Below are 21013 nucleotides of genomic sequence, written 5' to 3'. Positions count from 1 at the left end.
GCCTTACGCGTTGCGGCTACCTCGGCGAGGGCTTCCCCGCCAACCTACCCATGCCGGTGAACCCAGGTTGCAATTCCTTGCCTGAAGTCGATCTTTTGCTCAAATGTGAATGGGTATCTCGTTGCATAGGTCCCAAATTCATATCTTCCTGAACAAGAGAGGTGTCGGATGCAGAACCGCGATAAAAAGCTGGCATTGGGCGTGGGCGCCATTGTTGCGATTGGTCTGATTTGGACCTTTCGGCCGTTTGCGGTGGTTCCTGCGGGTCACCGCGGGGTGATGACAATGTTCGGAAGACCCAGCCCGACTGTCTATGCGGAGGGCATTCATTGGAGAACGCCGATCGCGGAGTCGCTGAACTTGGTGAATGTCTCGACATTGAAGTCGGAAGTTGATGGCGAAGCCGCTTCGCGGGATCTGCAATCGGTGCAGATGCGGGTAGCATTGAACTACCACGTCAATCCGGAGTCGGCCGTGTCCATCTTCCGGGACTTGGGCAACGAGCCTGAAATCAGAATCGTTGCGCCTGCCATCCAAGAGAGTATGAAAGCTGTCGTCGCTCGCTATACGGCCGAAGAACTCATCACAAAACGTGCCGACGTCAGTGCTGGAATTGTTACGCAATTGCGCAACCGCATGCTTCGTCATGGCTTGGCGGTCGACGAATTCAGCCTGATCAACTTCAGATTTTCGCGCTCCTTTGACGATGCGATCGAAGCCAAGACGACGGCAGAACAACTGAAGCTCAAGGCCGACCGCGATCTCGAACGTGTTCGGGTGGAGGCAGAACAACGGCTGACGATGGCGCAAGCTGAAGCTGCGTCGCTACGTGCCCAGAAGGAACAGATAACGCCCGAGTTGCTCAAGCTCAGAGAGGTGGAGAACCAGCGCGAGGCCATTAAGAGATGGAATGGTGTGCTGCCGCAGTACAGCGGGCAGGCAGCGGTGCCATTCCTTCAGATCAGGTAGCTGGCCACCTTCGAAGTAGGGTTGGCCACTCCACCTGAATACAGCCGCTTCTCGAAGCCCCAGGATGCATGCCAGCGTTTGCAGCCCATGAGTCGTTCAACGTAGTCCTTCTGATGGGCCGCGTCCCGCGCCTCTTTGCGATGGTGTCGTCCGGCGTTGCAGTACCGGCAGGCTGCCACGATATTGGCGCCACGTGTCCGCCGGAGGCTGGCATTCGTCGATGGGCCGCATCTGGGGTGGCATCAGTACTATGCCGTACAGGACGGTTCCTTCCGCCGCAAGCTCCGCGCGGCGAGAATCAGTGAATAACCAGCATGCGATAGCCGTGCGCAGACGGCGCCCCGATACCGCCAGTAGCCCCCGTGACCAGGACTACTGTTCCTTGTCTGAGACATGTCCCCCTCCCGCAGTAGGCTGTGAGTCCAGCCATACCGACAGCAGCACGCTAGACATGGCGATAGGTAGCATTCCGGTCTCCAGAGTGCCGCGCGCCCCACCTTGATGTGTCAGTTATAGGATCACGGAAGGGTTCGGCATCCGCGAACTGAGGGGAAGGCGCGGCGCCGGCTCTTCCCGACCCATCTCGGTCGTGCGCCCCCGTCCCGGCGTATGACGGCTCCCAAACCACACCAGTCATTCTCCAGGCCAGCATTCAAGCGTCCCTGGCTCACTGAAAGGCAGTGGAGATGCTTTTATGGCATCGGGCACCGAGGCTATCGGGATCTGCTTAAGGCAGACCTGGCCCTGTATGAGGCAAAGGAGCGCGGGGGGAAACAACCTGTGCTTCTTCGATACCAGGCTCGAAGAGGGCGTGAAAGTCCCTGACAGCAGAGGCGAATCGCGCGATTCCGCCTGGCTCGGTTGAACGGCATCGCCAGGACGCGCTGTCCCTTCACCGGAGCATTGTGTCAGCCAATCACAATCTCACTATCGCAATTCGGTGCAGTGGCTCAATAACGACAGCGTTACGAGAAGCTGGCATGCCAATTGCGGAGTGGTGTGCGAGCTTTTGCATACGCCCAATATTTGGCAGTCGGTGGGGTGCGGCGGCACTCGAGTCTGAGCCTCTCCCCAAGCGGCGGTAGTTCTAGCATCGGCACTAGGGTCAAAACCAATGTTCCCAACTCCATTTCGCCCCAGCACGCCTCTCGGTCGTGATTCCCCGTGTGTTGAGGGAGGAGAACATATGAAGAAAAAAACGGCCGCGTCTGTTGACGCACACCCATTAGTCACACTCGTGCAGTGGGGGGTACGCGAAACAAACTCTGGTCGACAGTATTTCGTGGGGTTTTGCCTTGATAACCAAGAGTACAGGGTGAGCACTGCGATTGAATCATTCAACCGCCGCACGGGAATCGGTGTGACTGCCAGTGGGCGCCGATATTTGCTAGTGGGCTCGCCCTGCATCGACGGCGAGGCCAGGCGTACATGGCAGGAATTGGCCATACCGCGTGGAATCGGCGAGTCCAAAGACGTCAGCCTTGGATTCACGGCCACATAAGCCGTGGGCTGGCGATAGGGCGGAAACTCCATGCCCGACGATGGTCAATACCGGTTCGTGAGAAGGGCGCACAAGCAGTGCAGCATAAGCAAGGCAGGAGACAGCCATGTCAAGCAAAGCTGTTCACGTCTTTTGTGCCGGAGACCGCTGGGCAGTGGTGGCCGATGGCGGACACGGTCGGGAAACATTCCGGACACTGGAAGAAGCGATCGCCAACGGCACCGAGAATGCTAAGCGACGACGGGTCGAGCTACTCATCCACGGGCGAGACGGCCAGATAAGAAAGCGCAATGCCAACGGCCGCGACCCCCTGGACATGGAAGGCTAATGTCGTGGCCAGCAGGCTGCCGGCTGCTCCGACGCGGACCAAACTGTTGCCAATACTACGGAGCGAGCTGAAGACCCCGCGCAGGCCCGGCTGGAATCATGAAACAAGTATGACGGTTACCAGCATGCTGGCTGCCACAGCGTCGACTCGCGACAAAAGTCGCTGAGGGGGGCGGACAAATTTTGCCTCTGGTGGGCCGCAGAAGTGACAAGATTTGTCACCCAACTCAAATGAGTGAGGCCTCGCCGTGAACTTCTGCCTCCACTCGGCAGCGTACCAAGCGCCAGTACCTCACCACAATGACAAGCAATGCAGTGTGCGTTGTAAACTATTGGCAACCTCATCCGTTTCCATATGTCCCAAATGGTTGCCGAAGCTGCACGACGATCGGTCCCGAAACCATTGGTGGTCACCGGTCCCATCGGTACCATTGACACCATTGGACGCACCTGTCGCTTCCATACTCGAACAACCAACACCAGTCGGGGAGAATGAATTTGGCAGACAAGAACAATGATGGGTTTGCCGGACTGTTGCGGGACCATACGACCAATGCGGCCATCGGGGGACTGGTGGGGCTACTGGTTGGCGATGCCATCGGCGTACCGTTCGAATTCGTTCGCCGGAACTATTACCATCCCGGAAGCAGATCGAGATGAAACCACCGGTGGGGTTTCCTCGTTCCCACCCAGGCATACCCGAGGGCACGTGGTCCGACGACGGCGCACAAGTCCTCTGCCTACTAGCCAGCCTCATGGATTGCGGACAGTTCAGCCTCACCGACTTATCCGACCGGTTGCTGCAATGGCTAGACGATGGCTATATGGCTGTCGATGGTGATGTCTTCGATGTTGGCATCCAGACGGCTGAAGCCTTGGGCTACTTGCGCGATGGCGTGTCGCCGCACGAATCCGGCGGGGCCGATGAACGCAGCAACGGAAATGGGTCTCTGATGCGGGTCTTACCACTGGCCCTATGGCACACCGGCAGCGATGAAGCACTGGTCCACGACGCACACCTACAATCCCTGCCAACCCACGCTCATCCACGGTCTTTGGTGGCCTGCGCATATTTCTGTCTGGTCGCCCGAGGCTATCTGTGCAAGCTTCCCGATCCGTGGTCATGGGCGGACAGCCGTCTAGATGAGATTTACCAAGACTGAACCGGTGAACGAGAACGGAAGGCGTATCTGCGCGAACTGGACGTACTGAGAAGTTTCCCGAAGACTGACAAGCCACGCGGGACCGGGTATGTACTGGACTGCCTGTGGTCGGCACGTCAGGCTATGGAAGAGGATTCGTTTGAGGGTGTGGTCCGCAGTGCGATCCTCTACGGGCACGATACGGACACGACTGCTGCTGTCGCTGGTGGGCTTGCCGGGATTCGTTTCGGTCTGGCAGGCATACCCAGACGATGGCTAAAGCAGCTTCGCGGCTTTGACATCGCGGAATCATTGATCTTTCGATTTGATGCCGCGATGGCAGACAATCAGTAATCGTCAGCGAATTCGCGCGACGGCGTGCAGGAATGCATGGCCGTGCGCCGTGATGCGAGGGAGTCGGTGCCCAGAAGCCAGCGGTTCTATGGTCACAAACTGACGTTCCAGCAGAGCGTAAAGTTCCGCACGGCCTAGTTCGATTTGATCGGGCGCACTGTTGATCAGCATCAACGTCGCGCATTCATGCGGACTCAGCATGTGTATCTCCTTGATTGTTTCGTACCTCGCTGCCTCCCACGTTGATAGGGCTTGTGATGCGAAAAATTAGAGGAAAGATTCTAACCGTTCCCGGTGCACATCATTACCGGTGAATTCCCCTAACCCGAATGCGTCCGCTGCCGGTCCAGAAGGACGGTATGCTGCTTGAACGCATATCCAAAGCGCCCAAGAACGCGTAGGCACCGCCAAGGCGGTGAAGGAAGGGGGACGTGTACGTCAGCTATCGAGTGGTTCCACGGGTCGAAGTGGTATCAAGCGGCGTGTTTCGGCCCGGTGTGCTGATAATCGCCTACGACGATGACGTGCCGATGAACGAATTGGTCTGTGACGGTGCGAAACCAGTTGCCGCCTACGACGATGCAATGGTCGTGGCAGAAATACTGGCGCTGCGGGTTCGGTCTAGGGTTGAGAAATCTATCCAGCAAACCGACATCCGCCTACCGGCAATACAGGCCATGCTGCAACGGATAGCCTAAACAGGCCATCACGAACCAGCCGAACCAGCGGAACCAGTTCGATCTCTTGACCTTGCTGCCAGAAGTCGCGTTCGGTTTCCGGCCGGCCGAACTCAACCCGCAGCGGGTAGTGCGGGTGCAACTTTGTTTTCGACGTTGGCACTTTGCCCGCCTTTGAAATCCGGAAGCCCGTCCGAACCGGGCTCGACCGGTGCTCAGAAGGGAGAACTCAACGCATGTCCTCTTTTACGTCCGATCAGTTTGCTTCGGTGCACAAAAATAGCCTGGCCAATCTGGCGAAGGTGTCAAACCCGACCCTCGCAGGGATCCAGAAGCTGACGGAACTGAACCTGCAGGCGGCCAAGGCAGCCATGGCCAAAGCGCAGGAGAACCTGAAGGCCGTAGGGACTAGCGAAGATCGGTGGGATGTCCTGTCAGCGCAAGGCAACGTGCAACAAGCCGCTGTGGACAAAGCCATCTCGTACGCGCGCCACGTGTGTGAGATCGCATTGCAAGCTCAAGTGGAACTGGCCAAGGTCGCGGAAGAGCAATATGAGCAGCACCAATGCCATGTGCAGACCTTGGTCGTTACCTTCTTGAAAAATGCGCCGGCGGGTTCCGAGGCGGTTTCCGCCATGCTGCAGACGGCATTAGACATCGCTAAGCACTCCTACCACTCTGCGCAAGCCACCAGCCAGCAACTGGCCGAGCTGGCTTCCGCTAGTTATACCGCGACCACGGCCTTTGGCACGGGTGCGGATAGCCAGGCAGCGCGCCGCTCGTCAGGGATCTGACGCGAAGTCTCGCGTGCGCGCGTAGCCGGACCCATACAAAAAAAAGTAGTCACGACCAACTCGCCCCTGCGGCATGGCGCCGGCAGGGGGAGTAGCTGTTGCGATGATTATTTCAGGTCGGTCTGCCCTTCCCGGCAGATCAGGGGTCTTTTAACTTCAAAAAGAGAGAATGAGCATGACAAAGAAAGTCGCACTGGTTACGGGCGGTATGGGTGGCCTGGGAGAGGCCATTTCCATCCGCTTGCATGACGCGGGCCATACGGTGGTGGTAACCCATTCGCCGGGCAACACCAAAGTCCAGGAATGGCTGGCAAGCATGGCGGCGAATGGTCGCGAGATGCGCGCTTACGAGGCAGATGTGGCGGACTACGCGAACTGCCAGGCAGGTATGGCGCAGATCCTGGTCGACCTGGGCCGGGTCGACATCTTGGTGAACAACGCCGGCATCACGCGTGACATGGCGTTTAAGAAGATGGACAAGCCAAATTGGGATGCGGTGATGAAAACCAATCTCGACTCTGTGTTCAATGTCACCAAGCCGCTCTGCGAGGGCATGGTGGAGCGCGGGTGGGGCCGGATCATCAATATCTCGTCAGTCAACGGCTCGAAAGGCGCCTTCGGCCAGACCAACTATTCCGCGGCCAAGGCCGGTATGCATGGATTCACCAAGGCGCTGGCTCTGGAAGTCGCCAGGAAAGGGGTGACGGTCAACACGGTATCACCGGGCTATCTGGCCACCGAGATGGTGATGGCCGTGCCGAAGGACATCATGGACAGCAAAATCCTGCCGCAAATTCCCATGGGACGCCTGGGCAAGCCGGAGGAGGTGGCGGGACTGGTTGCGTTCCTTTGCTCCGAGGACGCGGCCTACCTGACTGGTGCAAATCTCGCCATCAATGGCGGACAGCATATGGACTGACGCACCCATGGGCAGTCTGTCTCTCCTAATGCGGTGGGCTGCCCAAACATGGGGATCGGCGATGGCCGAACCCACACAGGACATTAGCATCCAGAGACCTAGGCCACTTGATTGGGGAGTCGGACGCAAAGCATGCTGCATGTGGCGATTGAAAAAAGGCGAGTGGCGTAGTCCAACGGCGAGTCGCCAACAGGTAGCAACCGGACAACGCACATCGGAGCGTGCCGCGGCAATACCGAAAAACGGCCTGACATCCGGTTATCGTGAGAGCTTGCACGCGCGCCACGCTCCATGTCATCAGTGTGTCGCGAGCGGTTGATATGGGCGGGGGAAGGGCGAGTATGATGCAACCTCGCCGGACTTCTGATGGGAGTGGGTGGTGAATATCAAGGCTAGAGCCACCGTAGTTTGTTTACGCGGCGATCGTGTGCTGCTTGTCTCGAAAGTTGGCTGCAAATGGGCGCTGCCTGGCGGACGCCCGCGCGTGGATGAGTCATTCGCTGATGCGGCTGGACGAGAAAGAGGAGGAGACGGCTCTCAGCGCCAAAGGCGTAGGCCTTTTGTTCCAAGTATTCGGCCCAACCACACTGCATCACGTCTTCTTGGCCAATATTGGAAAGAGCGCCGTTCCGAAGCCAGGCAAGGAAATCGCATGTTGCCAGTGGTTCTCGCTTTTGGAAATGGATGAGATCCTCGTGAGCCCTGTCACGCGCCAGATCATGAAGTCGTTCTTTTCTGGAGACAGGTACGCGTTGCAGGCTGCTGCGGAACCCTGACCGGGAAGGAGACGTAATGCCGCTGCTCTGACCGGCCTTTTCCTCCGCAAAATTCGATCGTGTCACCCTGAACGGTTGCCAATTTCTGCCGCGCCGGGCCAAGTTTTTGCCTGAACGGGCGAGTGAAAGGCTAGCTGCCGACCCGCCCACAATAGCGTTCAAGTCGGTCCGCCTCAGTCTCGTGAACCTCAACCGGAACGTAATTTGCGCCTGCATACGACAGATAGCGCGCGCGATGCTGACCATTTCGAAAGGACACCACGCCTTCCCGATCAACGCCTAACAAGCCGAGCAACGTGTGGGAGCGCCGAGTTCTAAAGGTTACGTATGGCATTTCCGGAATTCTTTCCTGGCGCGGATCCAGGAATTCGCGAATGCCGTGTACTTTTCCCGAAGGCCAGTACTGAACGGCTCCGAGGACATAGTCACTCGTATCGCGATCCGCGCAAGCAAGTAGCCTTTTCAAATCGACCACGACCACCTTATGACGGGAGTCGGGCGAGGCCAAGACGCGCCGCATGCGCGTGAAGGAATACGGCTCATGGCCGTGAAGAGGGATTATCCAGTTCCCGTGTGGACCAAGATGCACCTGATCTTCTTCCATGATTCCGTTTCGAAGTCTCATATTATGCGCGATCCTGTGCGCGCCAAGCCAGGTTCAGCCGAAAGCTGAGACTGCGCCGATGGTGGCCAATGTGACCGAGCAAGATTGGAAGATACCATTCCGGCATCATCCATCTTGCAAGCATGCGGGGCTCTCCGTAGGTCCACTTAGACAGCGTAACAGTGGCTGCAGGTGGACTCATTGTCGAAGGTGTGAAAGTACGATGGCTGCTGGCGATCAGTTGGGCGCCTGAACTCGTCTCGTTCGATGCTTGGACCAAAGCCATCCAGCCGGCGCCTTGGCGGGCGTATGCTTCCGGCGCGCATTATTCCCACATTGGCTTAGTTTGCCAGCATCGCCCTATTGGGTTGCCAAAAGCATCGTCCATGCGAGATACAAGAGGCCGACTACAAGAAGGCAGACTGCCAATGCCCAATAGTAGCGAGCCCCATGATGAGGCGGGTGCGAATGAAAATAGTGAACTATGGGCTTCATCGGTATGACAAGTGGAAAATTCCTGGGCCCACTTGGGTTTGCTTTTTACCTTAGCCCACTCCCGCGCCCCTTGTAGCCGTGAAGTGCATGTTGAAGCCCTTGGCGCGCAATTCGTGCCTTGCCAGATTCAAAGACAGCTAGTTTTTCGTTGCTGCATTGCAACATGTGACATTGGCTCCGCTAACATCAGTGTTCAGTATGATTTAATTCATGTCCGCAGCGGACGTGCTGCACCACTTGTGCGCCGCTGCGCAGGACCGGACCGAGCCCCCGCTTCGCTCCGGTTTTTTTTTCATCCGATGGTGATGCTCCCGAAATATTGGGCCCCGGGATGGCCTCTTCTCATCGTGATTTGTTTGTCGACTATGGGTGGCCTTGCCTATCGATTCGGTCGATACTCAACGTTCATGAATTGAACGGCCGCTTCTATGGGAGAACTGACGAAGGTCGCTTAAGGGGCGGCTCGGCCATCCGAGTCGCCCCTCTATGCCCGAGGCGTTCGTGAGGCTGCGATGATGGGGCAGGTTGCCACGGATTGCGCGAGTTTGAACCACGCGCCGTGGCTGAATTCCTGGCAGCTAGTCGACTCTGATTTCCGCTACCCGCGCTTCATGAGTCGAATGACAAAAAGCAGGATGACAGCACCGATCACCGCCGTGATGATGGATCCAACCCGCGGCGGGGGGGGCGGTCACTGAGTTGTGTCGCCTCGCTTCCTGAGCGCCGTGACCACTCGTTCGCTCAGGCCCAACCGATAGAGTGTTGCACCCACTTGGGTCAGCAAGGCCCGTTCTTTCCCCGCGATTGCCGGATCGGCCAACAGCACCGCCAAGCCGGCAATTGCGTCGTCGACCTCCAATTCGGTCGTGTCATCCAGCGCAAGGCGCTCGAAATCTCGTATCACGTCATCCGGGTCCATCGTGGCTCCATGTGGTTTCCTGCGCAAGTCTAACCTGACGAGGCGCACGTCAATGAGCTTGCAGAGCGATCCACTGGATCCGGTGCAGATGGCCGACTATGGGACTGGACGCTGATTCGCGCCATCGCGAGTCCCCAAGTCGGGGCAGTGCGGTGTTGTCAGTCAGTACGGCAGCCATTCAACTCCGCGGCGACAACTGGCCGCTTCGGGTCGATGGGACTGTCGGGTTCGCGCGGCGGCATCTAGGTTGACCAAGTCGGGACTAGTGCAAATCAACTGGACCGTCAGAGCGCATGCCCGGGCCGCGCGGTGGCCACGCGCACTGCAAATGTCAACCCCGTCGTTTCTCTGCCGTTAAAAGACTGTCGCGGGTAATCCGATCCAACATCGTGAGCGGGGAATTGATGCCAGTTGATAACAACGACGTGCCGAAATACCCCAGGGGCGACTTGCGGCGAATGCTTACCGTACTGGCTGCGATCGACGCCATCACCGATGCGACCTTGGTCAAGGTGGTAGCGCGGACTGGCATCGATAAGAAGACTGTGACCATGCTAGTAAAACAAGCAGCGGCACAGGCCGGGGTTCGTATTGAGAAGGACGGACCAGTCTATCGGCTGGTCGATTGGGGACCGGTCTTCAAGAAGTCTGGCGCGAAAATGGCATTGAACGGTGTATTAGGAACCGACTCAGTGACAGCCGCAGCGCAAAAGCAAACGCCCTTGGCCACGCGAAGCATTGACGAGCACTGACGCCGCATGGTCGACTGCATCTCGCCCTTCCTGTCCCGGGCTAGCTAGCCTTCCGGCGGTGCGATAGTAGACCACCGTTGGTCGGGTGGAGGCGGCGACGCGCCGAAGCACCCCACCGCTTCAAGAGTCCTTTCTTGGCGTCAGAAAACACCTTCGTGGCAGCCTTTGTGCCGGCCAAGCTTGGCAACGCTGCCGAGTTTGTAATCGCCATTACCGCCCCGCTGAATAACCGCGTGGAACTCTGCTCGTGGTGTAGGCACTACATCGAGGTTCATCATCGCCACTGCACAATCCTCCTGTGACGGTTGGATGTGCGGGCGGCGCCTCGGACGTTAGCCGTGGATATGCGCTGTGGACGTCGGGCTAACAGCGACCGGATGGAGCACAGATAGAGCTACATGGCCAGCGAATGAGCGCTGGCCATATGTCATTACTTTTGCCCGGCTTTCGCTCGCGCGCTGGCGATTGCCGCGTCACGCTCTTTCGCGGCGGCCTTCTTGGCCTCGTCGTACACGCCCTTTGCCTCCTTGACCTTGCGGTCATATTCCTTGCGCGCAGCTTGTTCGTCCATACGCAACTGGACGAGGTGATCATCTGCCGCCTTTTGAGCTGCCCAGGCTGGCGATGCCAACACTGCTGCGAACAGAAGGGTTGTGGCGATTTTCTTCATGCGTTGCTCCCGATAAAAAGGACAGGTGAGGACGTGGACGGTCCGCTTGCCAGGCCAAGTGGCATTGCCCGCCCACGGAGTAGTATTGGTCGGGCCAAGCCAAAACGTCCAGCGTTATCCTATCGGCGGCCTCCGCGGCCGCCTCCGCGACCGCCGCCACCTCCACCGCCAAATCCGCGTCCGCCGCCGGAACTGCCTCTGAACCCGCCGGCATTCCCACGGCCCGACCCGAGACTTGAGTTGCCACGATTCAGATCACGCTGTATTTCACCACGCCCGTTGGAGACACCTCTGAACCCACTGTCTCGGGTGGCAGCGCCTTCTCGGCCGCGGAATCCGTTGCGAGCCTCGGCGCCGGGTGAACTGCGCCCGAATTTCTCGCGAGACGCGTTGTCGCGATAAGCGACGCCCTGGCGATGTCGGGCATCATGCTGCCACCGGCTACCATCCAGCTTGCTGGCGTCGAAGTTCCGGTCGATGTTGCGGGCCTTGTGATGCTCGATGTGTACGTTATTGTTATTCCAATTGGCGTTGCTGAAGATCGCTGCGGCAGTCACCAGGCCAACCCCCCACGCGAGCCCGGCGCCATAGGCATAGCCCGGGTAGTAGGCGGGGTAGGGGGGCCAGTAGTAGTATGGGTATGCCGGATAGGCCCAGGCGCCATAGACGACACCCGGGTCATAGGCCGGGATGTAAATGGTCTGAGGGTTCGCAGGTTCAATGATCACGACGCTCTGACCTGAGGCCGTTGTTTCGGTCGTGACCTTCTGCTGCGCATTGGACTGGAGGTTCCCAGTCTGCCGTGCCTTTGCGCGAAGCCGTTGTACAGCCCCGAAAACATCCTGCTCCTGCGCGAGGAACGCGTCGCCCAGGTTCTGCATCCAGTCGATGTTGTCGTTCATCGGTTCAAGAACCTGGGGAAAGGCCACCAGAGACTTCACACTGACATCCCACGGCTCCTTCTCTACGGCCTTGATTGCCGCGTCGCCCTTCAAATCCGGATGTGCCTTTACCCATCGCGCAGCCAGCACGACCTCCATCGGATAGGTCGACGCCATCAGGGCTTGAGAGAGCACCGAGTCTGAATACAGGGCGATCGGCGCAACGAGCGCTTCAATCTCCTCAGGCTTGAATGTCGCTCCGGCTGGCCGCGGCGCCGCCTGCGGCTGCGTTTGCATAGCCGCTGGTGTTTGCGCCGAGGCCCCATTCGCACTGGTTGCAGGCATGGTCTGACATCCCGCGAGGGTCAGCGCGATACAGCCGGTGAGGGTTGCAATACGCTTCATGGGGATACCCGCCTCCAGCCTGGCGCTGGGTCAAAGGTTTTGGTCTCGGCTGCTTTGATCTCGGTCTTTGGGCCGAGATTGCGTTCATAGATGATGCCCAGATGATTCACCATGAATGTCATTACGCCCGTCTCGCCATAGCGCACCGGCCACGCGATCACCGCAAAACCTCCGAAGAGCTTGCCGTCGACCACGTAGTTCATCGCTCCCGACTGAGCATGCTTGCCCTGCGCGGTAAGCAGCTTGAATCGGTATCCGTTGTAGCCGTCCGTGCTTTGATTCGGCCGGCTGGCGTCACGGAAGGCCTCGCCAAGCGGGCTCGGGGGTTCGTTTGGCGACGTCGGCCAATACAAGCCGTCATGCTTGCCGGGAGAGCTGGCCAGCTTGCTTGCATAGACGTGAAGCTTTTCGCCGTCGTGCGTGACCTCTGCGTATTCGTCCTGAGCGTCACGGATGGCGAGCAAGGTCTGAATCGCGGCCAGCTCGTTCGCGCCGATTCTGCGGACGCGCATCTCTTGCAGGCCGGCACGGGTATCGAACTGCCAGCCCGTTGCGCCTCTCACGAGCGGCACAGGCAGGGTCCAGCCGCCATCTCCGACCGTGACCATGCTGTGGCCGTCGGCGGTCTGAACCGAGTGGGAAACGTTCCACGCCCGGACAAACTTCTCGCGTGCGTCGTCGCCGACGGGCGGCACGATCTCCCGGAAGTCGTCCCCAAGAATCCGCTTCAGCGCAGCCTGGTCATCGCGTAGTACGGCCTCGCCGAAGGCGTTCATGCCGGCCTCTGGGGAGTCGAAATGCTGCTGTGCGATCGCCGCCTTTGCCAGTAGTGCGAAGATAAGCGGTAGGCCCAATAAGGCTAGTCGTCTTATGCCGTGTCCTGGTCGAAATATCATGGGGCTCGCTCCTTGTCATCGATGCCTTCCGGTTCACACATGCCCGAGGAGCTGCCACCAGAGCGGTCCCACGACAAGCCATACAAACATGTAGATCAGGCTCATCAGAAAGCCGGCCTTCCACCATTCTCCCTGCGTAACGTAGCCGGCGCCGAACATGACAGGCCCGGAGCCGATGCCGTACTGAGTCAGACAACCGTTGATATTGCTCAGGATGCCGAGGGCAACGGCAGCCGTGAAGGGCGGGATGCCGGCGGCGACCATCAGCGCCATGGACAGAGGGAACAGTGCACTGATATGAGCCGTGGCGCTGGCGAAGAAATAGTGGATGTAACAGTAAGCAGCCGCTACCACCATATAGACGGCCAACCGGTGGAAGCCTTCCAGATGTGCCCCGAACTCCTTGCCGAACCAGGACACCATGCCATACTCGTTCAGCTTCGATGCCAGCATGATCAGCAAGCCAATCCAGATCATGGTGTCCCAGGCGGACTTCTCGTTGAGCGCGTCCTGCCAGGTCAGCACCCCGGTGATAAGCAGCAACGAAACCCCGAGAGCGGCCGCCAGCGTTGCGCTGATCTTCAGATCCTCACCAAAAATCCAGAGTATCAAGAGGCCGAGAAAAATAGCCGCCATGATGATTTCCTTGGCGGATATGGGGCCCATCGTCGCAAGTTCCCTTTGCGCGAGTGCTGTCGCATCGGGGGTTTTGCGAATCTGCGGCGGCGCGATCCAAAGCATGGCAAGGGGAATAATGGCGAGGCACAGAAGGCCTGGAACGGACGCCGCGATCGCCCATTCGAGCCAACTGATCGAAACACCCTGATCTGCGGCGAGCTTGACCGCAAGGGGATTTCCCGCCATCGCGGTGATGAACATGCCCGCGGTGATGATGTTGGCGTGGAAAGCGCAAAGGATCAAATACCGGCCCACCTTGGCTCGGCTTTCCAGGTCCTCGGCATGGCTGCCGAGGACTTCCGCGATCGCCCGGGTGATCGGCAGCATCACGCCGCCGGCGCGAGCGGTGATGCTCGGCATGGCGGGCGAGATCATGAGTTCGGTCAGCGCTAGCCCGTAGCCCAGTCCCACGGTTCGCTTACCCAGCAGGCGCATAAACAACAATGCGATTCGACGGCCCAGACCGGTCTTGATGACGCCGCGCGAGATGAAGAAGGCCAGCATCACCAGCCAGACCAGATCCGTGCCGGTGGATTTTGTCACGTCGGCAAAGGACAAGACGCCGACAAGCACACCCACCGTGGCGCCCACGATGGCCACCGCCGACATCGGCAGTGGCGCGGTCATGATGCCTGCGATGGTGGCGACGAAGACCGCGAACATATGCCACGCCTTGATCCCGAGGCCGGCCGGCGCCGGCAAGAACCACAGCACGATGCCGAGGCCAACCGGAACGAGGAACTTCCAGACATCATGGAGATGACCTGGCGTTGGCTTCGACTCGGACGAGCTTGCTGGTGGTGAAGTCTTGACGGATGCAGTCATGATCAACCTCCTTGAGTCCGGGTAGTCACCGCTGGTGAGCGCAGATGCAAAGTCCCTATCGGGCGCGGAGCACGCTGTCGGTTGCCTCTTTGACAATACGTGCACTGCGCTGCAGGGCCGCATGCTCGGCGGGATCAAGTTCGGGATAGGCCAGCAAGCGGGCGCCGTCGCTATTGACCACCATCGGCAACGACAGGCAAACCTCCGGCACGCCTTCGACTTCCGTCTGCACACTCGCGACCGTGAGAATCTGGTCGGTGTTGTGCACGATGGCCTCGCATATTCGTCCGATTGCGCTGGCGATCCCATAATGGGTGGCGCCCTTACCTTCCTTGATCAGCTTGGCAGCTTCATGGACGGAGCGCAGGACCAAGTCACGGCTGGCTGGTCCCAACTCCTTGCCGCTCTTGGCCAGGAATAGCTCGAGGGGCATGCCGGATACCGCCGCGCCGGACCAATGGATCATCGCGGAGTCACCGTGCTCCCCAAGGACGTAGGCGTGGATCGCGGGCGCCACAACGCCCAGTCGCTCGGAGAGAAGCGAACACAAGCGCCCGGTATCGAGGGACGTTCCAGTGCTGATAACGCGCTCCCGCGCGCAACGCAGGTGGTTAAGCACGACCCCGGCCAAGACATCGCAGGGGTTAGTGGCGACGAGGTAGATTGCCTCGGGGGCCCGCGGGGCGATCTGGTCGACAATCTCAAGTGCGATGTCGGCGTTGGTCCTGGCAAGGTCTAGGCGCGTCTGCCCCGGCTTCACGCCAACGCCGGCCGTGATGACGACGATGTCGGCGCCGTTTGCGTTCTCATAGTCGCCGGCATAGAAGCGGTTGTGCCCCCAGATTGCCGCGGCATGGGCGAGGTCCAAAACCTGCCCTTCGGCCCGCACGCGCTCGACATCAATGATGACGATCTCAGCGCTTGGGATGGCCACCGCTGCGAACAGGGCGGCCGATCCGCCAACCAGTCCGGCGCCAACAATGACAATCTTGGGTTGCCGCATGGCTTGCCCCCCACTGACCTGAAAAAGCGGACCTCCGGACCGGGACGCCTGCCAAATTCCGATGGCGACTCCGAACACGCCCAGCACCATGAGTGCAAGACGCCACTTCATTCTAGTTTTTTGACGTCCGATAACCAATGACTTGTTGCCTCGTACGCGAGTCCCCTGCACCGTTGATCAAACGCGATGTTTTTTGGCCGGCTGCCAAGAGACCCGCGTTTATGCACCGCAGCAACTCGAGGGCATCCTGGTCATGGGCCGAATTCGACATTTGGGGATCGGCAGCGTCGCATGCCGCGGCCCTGACGACCCCGCGGCCGACAGCTATTTCGACCTCGCCGCTCAGCGTATACATGATCTAACGAACGACGCGCCATTGAAATGCCCGTCGTTCGATATCCGATATGAAATCTTTTGAAAGCCGAGATAAATGGCTTAGATTTGGTTGCTTGATTTTCCGAGCCGGGCGGAGCATGGATTTTCTTCACCTATCAGCGCCGACCTGAAAAAGAAAACGCCCCACTGTCCAACAGGTAAAGGGGGACAAAGGCTGTAGAGCGAGGAGATTTGCGCGACGGGTCGATCCTATTGTCTGGTGTGTGGTGTGGCACCCCCAAATAGGGGAAACACGAATCTCTGCCTGCATGCGTGCTATTCTGAGGTTGCCCCCGCCAAACGAATCCCTTGCCGGGGTTAAACGTTGGCAAGGAGAGTAGTGACGACGTGATGAAGCACAGGCAGGCATGCCACAGGTCTACGAGCATTTCGACAAAATCGACGCAAAAAAGAAGGGGCTGTCACGGAACGCCAGATCGGCTCGTATTGGATGAAGAGGAACAAGGATCAGATGCAGAAGGAAAATCCGCTTTGGAACTAAAGAACTAACTCGCTTCCGTTCTGCCCTCACGAGTGATGGAGCGGGCGTACGAGGGGTACCCACGTTCCTGCAAAGGTCTGCGTCAGGCCATCGCTGCAAAGCGTGCCGCAGTCGGTTAGAAAGCAGCGGTTGCCGCGCTGCATACTCCTGCGACTAGTGAGCGACGGCGACCTCCGTACAGTAGACATCAATCTAGAAGCCCAATCTCCAGGATCCAGCATGACGAACATCCGGACGATCGTATCGCGAGTAATACTGTGGACAACCCTCGCTGCAAATTGCATTGCATACGCGCAGCGGCAGGACGGTGCAGCCGCAGCAGCGGATGCTGTCAGCGACGCAGTGCAGGAAGGGCACAGCCCATATCACCCGTCACGCGTGCCGGCAGCCACCGGTAATATCAATTCGGCGGAGTGCCAGGAGTTGCTGGCGCAATTCAACGCGACCTCACCCAAGGCGTACCAGCCTGCCACCGGGCGACCGATTATCACGAGCCAGGGGAGAGTCGTACCCGGCATTGAGCGAGACCGCGCGCGCGACGATTTGATCGATACGTTTAGGGAAAAGTGCACACATTAGAGCCTCTGTGTCAAGGATAGCAGCGCCAGGCGCAGGGAAGCGCACCGAAAGAGCCGGATCGTGCCGCTATGCGGGGCAGGGTCGCTTTGCACGCAATTCTCAGAAAGGTATCCGGGACGGGGCCAGAGTTGCGGAAGGAGACGACGGATGGCGCATTGAAGGAAGGGCGTCTCGTGCGTCGACGCAGACGCGAGGAGCCGGCTCAGGCGGACGCCAGTTCGCCAACAGCGGCCGGGTCGACGGAGAGACGATTGACCGTCCGCCGCGCGGCGATTGCTCGCGGGTCAGGTGCCGAGGCCGACACGACCGGCGTGCCTGCACGGAAACGAGACGAGCACGGTCGTCTGCCGACACGAGGCGGTAGCAGGGCGCGGGTGGCCTCAGCCAGGGCCGGGAGCGTCGGCATTGTGCAGGAGCGCGGGGCAGCATAATTTTGCGAGCCCGCGTAACGACCGCTGGTCTTGCCGGGACGTGCCAAGTGCGCGCGCGCTCGATGAAGCAATGGCGCGTTTTTCTTCTTTTCACCGGCTGTTGCGCAGCCCACCGCGGTCACTGGATCATGCGTCTTGCCAACGGCAGTTTCCTGGGTGAAGCGGTCATCTGAATGGACATGAAACGTCGCTTCATGGCCGGCAAGCGACCGCTAGCCGGCCAAGCCCTCTAGTTACACTTCGGTCTGCTCAGCGATCTCGAGCGCATCGTCCACTTCGATGCCAAGGTAGCGCACTGTGCTCTCAAGCTTGGTATGGCCGAGAAGCAGTTGAACGGCTCGCAGATTCTTTGTACGCCGGTAGATCAGCGCCACTTTGGTGCGTCGGATGGAGTGCGTTCCATAAGCTGAATCGTCTAGGCCAATGGAGGCGATCCAGCGGTGCACGATCCTCGCATACTGTCGCGTGGATAGGTGCGGCGATGCGTGCAAACGACTCGGAAAGAGATAGTCGTACAGCTTAAGTCCGCGAGCCTGAATCCAACACTGAACGCTTTGGCGAGTTTGTTCTGTGATTTCGAACTGCACTGGCCGCTGAGTTTTCTGCTGCATGACCGTTGCACGGCCGCCAACTTTGCTGCCCACGCTGATGTCCTGTACGCGCAGGCGTGTTAGATCGCACGCACGGAGCTTGCTGTCAATGGCAAGGTTGAACATCGCCAATTCACGAACATTCGTCGTAAGCTGAAGCCGGGTTCGTATGGCCCATATCTCGTTGAGCTTTAGTGGTGGCTTTTGGCCTGTCAACCTCCCTTTGTTCCATGGAGCGCGCTTTGGGTCGAGAGGGGTGGTCGTTTCCATCATGGTCTCCTTTCAGGGTGAAGGAAAACCAGTCTGCGCCTCGGCTTTTGCTAACGACCGGCCTCGGTCACTTTTCTAATGGCCAGACGACCCTCTCTTTTTCTACTCAATGCTTCGTGTGGGCGCTTGCTCTTGCGCTGCCGCTGTCACTGAGCGGGTTCCTAATACACCGTTCAATGCCATTTTCGCGCCAGACTTCTTGAGAACCGGTCCCCAATCGACCAGCCGATAGACCGGTCCGTCCTTCTCGATATGAACCCCAGCCTGCGCCGCCGCTTGCTTAACTAGCATGGTCACGGTCTTCTTATCGATGCCAGTCCGCGCTACCACCTTGACCAAGGTCGCATCGGTGATGGTGTCGATCGCAGCCAGAACGGTAAGCTAGGACAAAGACAAGAAGCCAGTTCATCCACATGGTTTGCCTCCTACATCAGGACACCAGCATGTCAGCATGAAAGGAACCCGGCAGGTTACGGTCAGTCAGCCAGCCACCGGGTCAATCCATGTTCGTCAACGACGCCGTAGCGTGCCAGTCAGTCAGGCGATGGCTCTCCGCCAGCCGGCTCGCCATCGTCCACCACGCGCGCGTTGCGGATGAACAGTGCCCGCAACTTATTCCAGAATTCGCCGCCGAGCACGAAGGCACTGGCGACCAACATCGCGTCGCCGAGCAATTGTGCTTCCCAGAGCTTCGGTCGCAGGCCTGGCCAGATCGCGTCCACGTAGGGCTCGAGCATCGCCGAGAGAAGCGGCAGGCAGAACATCGCGAGACCGACCGCATGGCGAACCGGTCCAATCGTGTCGGCGGAAGCGGCGCGCCTCAGGTGCCGGAGCACGATTGCCTTCACTCGCATGAATCCCGGCTTGCCCATCACAGCTACGCTGACCAGCAGCATGATCTTGTTGGCCACCACGATGGCGCCGGTCAGCGTGGCAATCTGCATGGGGGAAGCACCAGCCGAGGCCGCCACCGGCACCGCCAGCCATGCCCCATACGCCAGCACCAGAACGCCGATACCGGCGCGCAGGCGCCAGGTGCCGGATGCAAGGGGTCCGGCCTGCGAATAAGGATCTGCCATGCTCCTCCTCCGGGCTGCGCGCTCCACATACTATCTCGTGGTGCGCTTCAGGCATCCGCGGCTGCAGCAGGCAGGGTGCTTCTCGATCACTCCTTGCGCTTCCTGTCCACCGGTTGCCCGCGGCGCGGCGGACAACGGATTGGCCGGTTTGGGCTGCCTGGGCGAAGGGGCGATGGTGAGGAACGGATCATCCATGCCCGTCACTCTAGAAGCTGACACCCAGCGACAGGATCGCGACCTGCTCACGTGAGCCAGGGTTGAAACAGTAGAATCCTGCGGTGACCTTGCGCACCGTGACCTGGAAAAAGCCGCCCCGCTGGAGATCACGGTCCCCCCCGTAGATCCGCGTACGCTGCGCGACGAGGCCCAATCTCAGCCATTCGATGGGGCGGTAGCCAAGTTCACTCCAGGCATAGAGATATCCCGGCTCTGCGCCGTTTGGATCCAGGTATTCGGCTTCTATGTAGTAGTCGAATTTTTTGAAGGCCACGCTGGCCTCCAGTCCGCCGATCACACCGTGTGCCGAGCCCCACACGAATCCGACGATAGGCGTCGCTTTGAACTGGACGGTTTCGCCCCCCGAGAATGACCAGCCGAGGAATGCCGACTGCGAGTGCTTCGCCTCGTAGTTGGCTCTTGCCTCAAGGTGGAGTTGCGATTTTTCCGCGATGAAGATGCCGCTGGCATAGTCGCCGCTCTCACGCGGCATGTTCCAGTAGCCAGTTGCCGAAAAAGTCCACGGCGCGCGGGCGGGCTGCGCGGCGGCGTCCGGTGCAGACTGGGGCAATTCCTGTGCGCTTGCGCCGGCCGCCGCAAGCGTGAGGGCCAGCAGCAAGGTCGCGGCACGCACCTCAGCCACCCAGCGCAATGACAGCCGCGGTCAGGGCGGCTCCCCCCGCCATCATGCCCAGGCCGGTGGCCCAACTGCCAATGCCAGCGAAGCGGCCCAGCGCCCATCCGGCGATAAACAGCATGGCGAGGGTCAGCACGCGCGAGACGAATAGTGCCTGGCGGACGTCGGCCAGCAGCACGAACGGCAGCGCTACCGGAAACGTGGTCAGGACGACAATGCAGAAGATCCGCACGGACGCAAGCAGGTCGGCCAGGTTCAGACGGGGACGGGCCGGCAGCGTTGGCGTTCCGGCGAGCCGCGCCCGCATGGCTTCCAGTTCCGACTCCGTCACCAGCGACCGCATTTTCTGGGGCAGGGCATCACGCATGAGACCGATGGCCGCCGACCGGTCGCTTGTTTTCCTGACGGCAAGTGCCAGGGAGAGCTTCTGGCCGCGTGCCGCCAGCGTGCGAACCAGGAACATGACCGCGTCGACCAGCCCCCAGGCCAGGTTGCACCCCAGGGCGGCATGCAGCATGGTGCGACTGGCATTCGGCCCGCCCGTGCCGCTCGCTACCGCGCCGACAAAGGTGAGCGCCATGAAGAGGCCAAAGCACATCTCGGAGACGCGATCCACCACGTCCAGCACCGGCTCTCGCATCTCCGCGTTATCCGGCGCAACCGTCGTGCCTGCGCCGATGGTAGTCTTGGGTGTATTAGCCACGGAGAGCTCCCATTAACTGGATCGATGGTCGAACGGGTAATAGG

General features: G+C 59.5%; 19 protein-coding genes and 3 pseudogenes. 9 read left to right on the top strand and 13 right to left on the bottom strand.

Annotated features, from left to right (window positions below):
- The first annotated feature begins 168 nt into the window (after positions 1-168).
- From AC3FKG_RS11765 to AC3FKG_RS11755, 3 genes and pseudogenes are all read left to right on the top strand, one after another.
- The gene (locus AC3FKG_RS11765) at positions 169-969 is read left to right on the top strand and encodes a prohibitin family protein (RefSeq protein ID WP_488743170.1); all 801 of its coding nucleotides are present in this window, start codon (positions 169-171) and stop codon (positions 967-969) included.
- A gap of 1607 nt (positions 970-2576) precedes the next feature.
- Positions 2577-2798, top strand: coding sequence for a DUF2188 domain-containing protein (locus AC3FKG_RS11760; protein ID WP_488743169.1), 222 nt, complete (start codon positions 2577-2579; stop codon positions 2796-2798).
- Positions 2799-3411: 613 nt separating this feature from the next.
- A pseudogene (locus tag AC3FKG_RS11755) lies at positions 3412-4293 on the top strand (ADP-ribosylglycohydrolase family protein).
- A gap of 3 nt (positions 4294-4296) precedes the next feature.
- Here AC3FKG_RS11755 and AC3FKG_RS11750 read toward each other — a convergent pair.
- Positions 4297-4494, bottom strand: coding sequence for a hypothetical protein (locus AC3FKG_RS11750; RefSeq protein ID WP_488743168.1), 198 nt, complete (start codon positions 4492-4494; stop codon positions 4297-4299).
- Between the two features lie 230 nt (positions 4495-4724).
- Between AC3FKG_RS11750 and AC3FKG_RS11745 the strand changes: the two genes are divergently transcribed.
- The 4 genes from AC3FKG_RS11745 to AC3FKG_RS11730 all read left to right on the top strand — a co-directional run bounded on the left by AC3FKG_RS11745 (position 4725) and on the right by AC3FKG_RS11730 (position 7459).
- Positions 4725-4991, top strand: coding sequence for a hypothetical protein (locus AC3FKG_RS11745; RefSeq protein ID WP_488743167.1), 267 nt, complete (start codon positions 4725-4727; stop codon positions 4989-4991).
- A gap of 215 nt (positions 4992-5206) precedes the next feature.
- Complete coding sequence (locus AC3FKG_RS11740) at positions 5207-5764, top strand: phasin family protein (RefSeq protein WP_488743166.1); 558 nt, start codon at positions 5207-5209, stop codon at positions 5762-5764.
- Positions 5765-5939: 175 nt separating this feature from the next.
- The gene (gene phbB / locus AC3FKG_RS11735) at positions 5940-6683 is read left to right on the top strand and encodes an acetoacetyl-CoA reductase (protein ID WP_488743165.1); all 744 of its coding nucleotides are present in this window, start codon (positions 5940-5942) and stop codon (positions 6681-6683) included.
- Positions 6684-7171: 488 nt separating this feature from the next.
- Entirely contained in the window at positions 7172-7459 is a 288-nt protein-coding gene (locus AC3FKG_RS11730; protein WP_488743164.1) for an NUDIX hydrolase, read from the top strand.
- Positions 7460-7589: 130 nt separating this feature from the next.
- On the opposite strand, the gene AC3FKG_RS11725 is transcribed toward AC3FKG_RS11730, so the two are convergent.
- From AC3FKG_RS11725 to AC3FKG_RS11715, 3 genes and pseudogenes are all read right to left on the bottom strand, one after another.
- Positions 7590-8063: a plasmid fertility inhibition factor family protein gene (locus tag AC3FKG_RS11725; RefSeq protein ID WP_488743163.1), complete on the bottom strand. Its 474-nt coding sequence runs from the start codon at positions 8061-8063 to the stop codon at positions 7590-7592.
- A 1093-nt stretch (positions 8064-9156) separates the two neighbouring features.
- A pseudogene (locus AC3FKG_RS11720) lies at positions 9157-9231 on the bottom strand (GlsB/YeaQ/YmgE family stress response membrane protein); the annotation flags it as partial.
- Positions 9232-9249: 18 nt separating this feature from the next.
- Entirely contained in the window at positions 9250-9477 is a 228-nt protein-coding gene (locus AC3FKG_RS11715) for a hypothetical protein (RefSeq protein WP_488743162.1), read from the bottom strand.
- 404 nt (positions 9478-9881) lie between these two features.
- Here AC3FKG_RS11715 and AC3FKG_RS11710 point away from each other — a divergent pair, with 404 nt between their 5' ends.
- Complete coding sequence (locus tag AC3FKG_RS11710) at positions 9882-10229, top strand: hypothetical protein (RefSeq protein WP_488743161.1); 348 nt, start codon at positions 9882-9884, stop codon at positions 10227-10229.
- 430 nt (positions 10230-10659) lie between these two features.
- Here the strand turns inward: AC3FKG_RS11710 and AC3FKG_RS11705 are convergent, their stop codons facing one another.
- From AC3FKG_RS11705 to AC3FKG_RS11685, 5 genes are all read right to left on the bottom strand, one after another.
- Positions 10660-10899 carry a hypothetical protein gene (locus tag AC3FKG_RS11705; RefSeq protein ID WP_488743160.1) on the bottom strand — a complete coding sequence of 80 codons (240 nt, stop codon included), beginning with the start codon at positions 10897-10899 and terminating at the stop codon, positions 10660-10662.
- A gap of 119 nt (positions 10900-11018) precedes the next feature.
- Positions 11019-12125 (bottom strand): DUF3300 domain-containing protein, encoded by a 1107-nt coding sequence (locus AC3FKG_RS11700; protein ID WP_488743227.1) that lies wholly within the window; start codon positions 12123-12125, stop codon positions 11019-11021.
- 56 nt (positions 12126-12181) lie between these two features.
- Positions 12182-13081 carry a DUF2950 domain-containing protein gene (locus tag AC3FKG_RS11695; RefSeq protein ID WP_488743159.1) on the bottom strand — a complete coding sequence of 300 codons (900 nt, stop codon included), beginning with the start codon at positions 13079-13081 and terminating at the stop codon, positions 12182-12184.
- Positions 13082-13114: 33 nt separating this feature from the next.
- Positions 13115-14584, bottom strand: a complete 1470-nt coding sequence (locus AC3FKG_RS11690; RefSeq protein ID WP_488743158.1) for a DASS family sodium-coupled anion symporter — start codon at positions 14582-14584, stop codon at positions 13115-13117.
- Positions 14585-14639: 55 nt separating this feature from the next.
- Positions 14640-15587, bottom strand: a complete 948-nt coding sequence (locus AC3FKG_RS11685; protein WP_488743226.1) for a lactate/malate family dehydrogenase — start codon at positions 15585-15587, stop codon at positions 14640-14642.
- 722 nt (positions 15588-16309) lie between these two features.
- Here AC3FKG_RS11685 and AC3FKG_RS11680 point away from each other — a divergent pair.
- A pseudogene (locus tag AC3FKG_RS11680) lies at positions 16310-16464 on the top strand (EF-hand domain-containing protein); the annotation flags it as partial.
- Positions 16465-17707: 1243 nt separating this feature from the next.
- Here the strand turns inward: AC3FKG_RS11680 and AC3FKG_RS11675 are convergent.
- The 4 genes from AC3FKG_RS11675 to AC3FKG_RS11660 form a co-directional block, all read right to left on the bottom strand.
- A complete protein-coding gene (locus tag AC3FKG_RS11675; RefSeq protein ID WP_488743157.1) occupies positions 17708-18334 on the bottom strand; it encodes a tyrosine-type recombinase/integrase in 627 nt (208 codons plus the stop codon).
- 533 nt (positions 18335-18867) lie between these two features.
- Positions 18868-19413 (bottom strand): transporter suffix domain-containing protein, encoded by a 546-nt coding sequence (locus AC3FKG_RS11670; RefSeq protein ID WP_488743156.1) that lies wholly within the window; start codon positions 19411-19413, stop codon positions 18868-18870.
- A 205-nt stretch (positions 19414-19618) separates the two neighbouring features.
- A complete protein-coding gene (locus AC3FKG_RS11665; RefSeq protein ID WP_488743155.1) occupies positions 19619-20248 on the bottom strand; it encodes a hypothetical protein in 630 nt (209 codons plus the stop codon).
- Positions 20249-20264: 16 nt separating this feature from the next.
- Positions 20265-20906 (bottom strand): hypothetical protein, encoded by a 642-nt coding sequence (locus AC3FKG_RS11660; RefSeq protein ID WP_488743225.1) that lies wholly within the window; start codon positions 20904-20906, stop codon positions 20265-20267.
- Positions 20907-21013: the final 107 nt, after the last annotated feature.

Source organism: Cupriavidus sp. 22TCCZM04-2 (assembly GCF_057798895.1).
Note: the sequence above shows the minus strand (reverse complement) of the source record. Positions and strands in the feature narration are given on the sequence as shown.

Bases quoted from the DNA above. Each gene is read 5' to 3' on its own strand.
- AC3FKG_RS11765 (WP_488743170.1), top strand. From the start codon at position 169: ATGCAGAACCGCGATAAAAAGCTGGCATTGGGCGTGGGCGCCATTGTT.
- AC3FKG_RS11760 (WP_488743169.1), top strand. From the start codon at position 2,577: ATGTCAAGCAAAGCTGTTCACGTCTTTTGTGCCGGAGACCGCTGGGCA.
- AC3FKG_RS11750 (WP_488743168.1), bottom strand. From the start codon at position 4,494: ATGCTGAGTCCGCATGAATGCGCGACGTTGATGCTGATCAACAGTGCG.
- AC3FKG_RS11740 (WP_488743166.1), top strand. From the start codon at position 5,207: ATGTCCTCTTTTACGTCCGATCAGTTTGCTTCGGTGCACAAAAATAGC.
- phbB (WP_488743165.1), top strand. From the start codon at position 5,940: ATGACAAAGAAAGTCGCACTGGTTACGGGCGGTATGGGTGGCCTGGGA.
- AC3FKG_RS11730 (WP_488743164.1), top strand. From the start codon at position 7,172: ATGAGTCATTCGCTGATGCGGCTGGACGAGAAAGAGGAGGAGACGGCT.
- AC3FKG_RS11725 (WP_488743163.1), bottom strand. From the start codon at position 8,063: ATGGAAGAAGATCAGGTGCATCTTGGTCCACACGGGAACTGGATAATC.
- AC3FKG_RS11715 (WP_488743162.1), bottom strand. From the start codon at position 9,477: ATGGACCCGGATGACGTGATACGAGATTTCGAGCGCCTTGCGCTGGAT.
- AC3FKG_RS11710 (WP_488743161.1), top strand. From the start codon at position 9,882: ATGCCAGTTGATAACAACGACGTGCCGAAATACCCCAGGGGCGACTTG.
- AC3FKG_RS11705 (WP_488743160.1), bottom strand. From the start codon at position 10,899: ATGAAGAAAATCGCCACAACCCTTCTGTTCGCAGCAGTGTTGGCATCG.
- AC3FKG_RS11700 (WP_488743227.1), bottom strand. From the start codon at position 12,125: ATGCCTGCAACCAGTGCGAATGGGGCCTCGGCGCAAACACCAGCGGCT.
- AC3FKG_RS11695 (WP_488743159.1), bottom strand. From the start codon at position 13,081: ATGATATTTCGACCAGGACACGGCATAAGACGACTAGCCTTATTGGGC.
- AC3FKG_RS11690 (WP_488743158.1), bottom strand. From the start codon at position 14,584: ATGACTGCATCCGTCAAGACTTCACCACCAGCAAGCTCGTCCGAGTCG.
- AC3FKG_RS11685 (WP_488743226.1), bottom strand. From the start codon at position 15,587: ATGCGGCAACCCAAGATTGTCATTGTTGGCGCCGGACTGGTTGGCGGA.
- AC3FKG_RS11675 (WP_488743157.1), bottom strand. From the start codon at position 18,334: ATGGAAACGACCACCCCTCTCGACCCAAAGCGCGCTCCATGGAACAAA.
- AC3FKG_RS11670 (WP_488743156.1), bottom strand. From the start codon at position 19,413: ATGGCAGATCCTTATTCGCAGGCCGGACCCCTTGCATCCGGCACCTGG.
- AC3FKG_RS11660 (WP_488743225.1), bottom strand. From the start codon at position 20,906: ATGCGAGAGCCGGTGCTGGACGTGGTGGATCGCGTCTCCGAGATGTGC.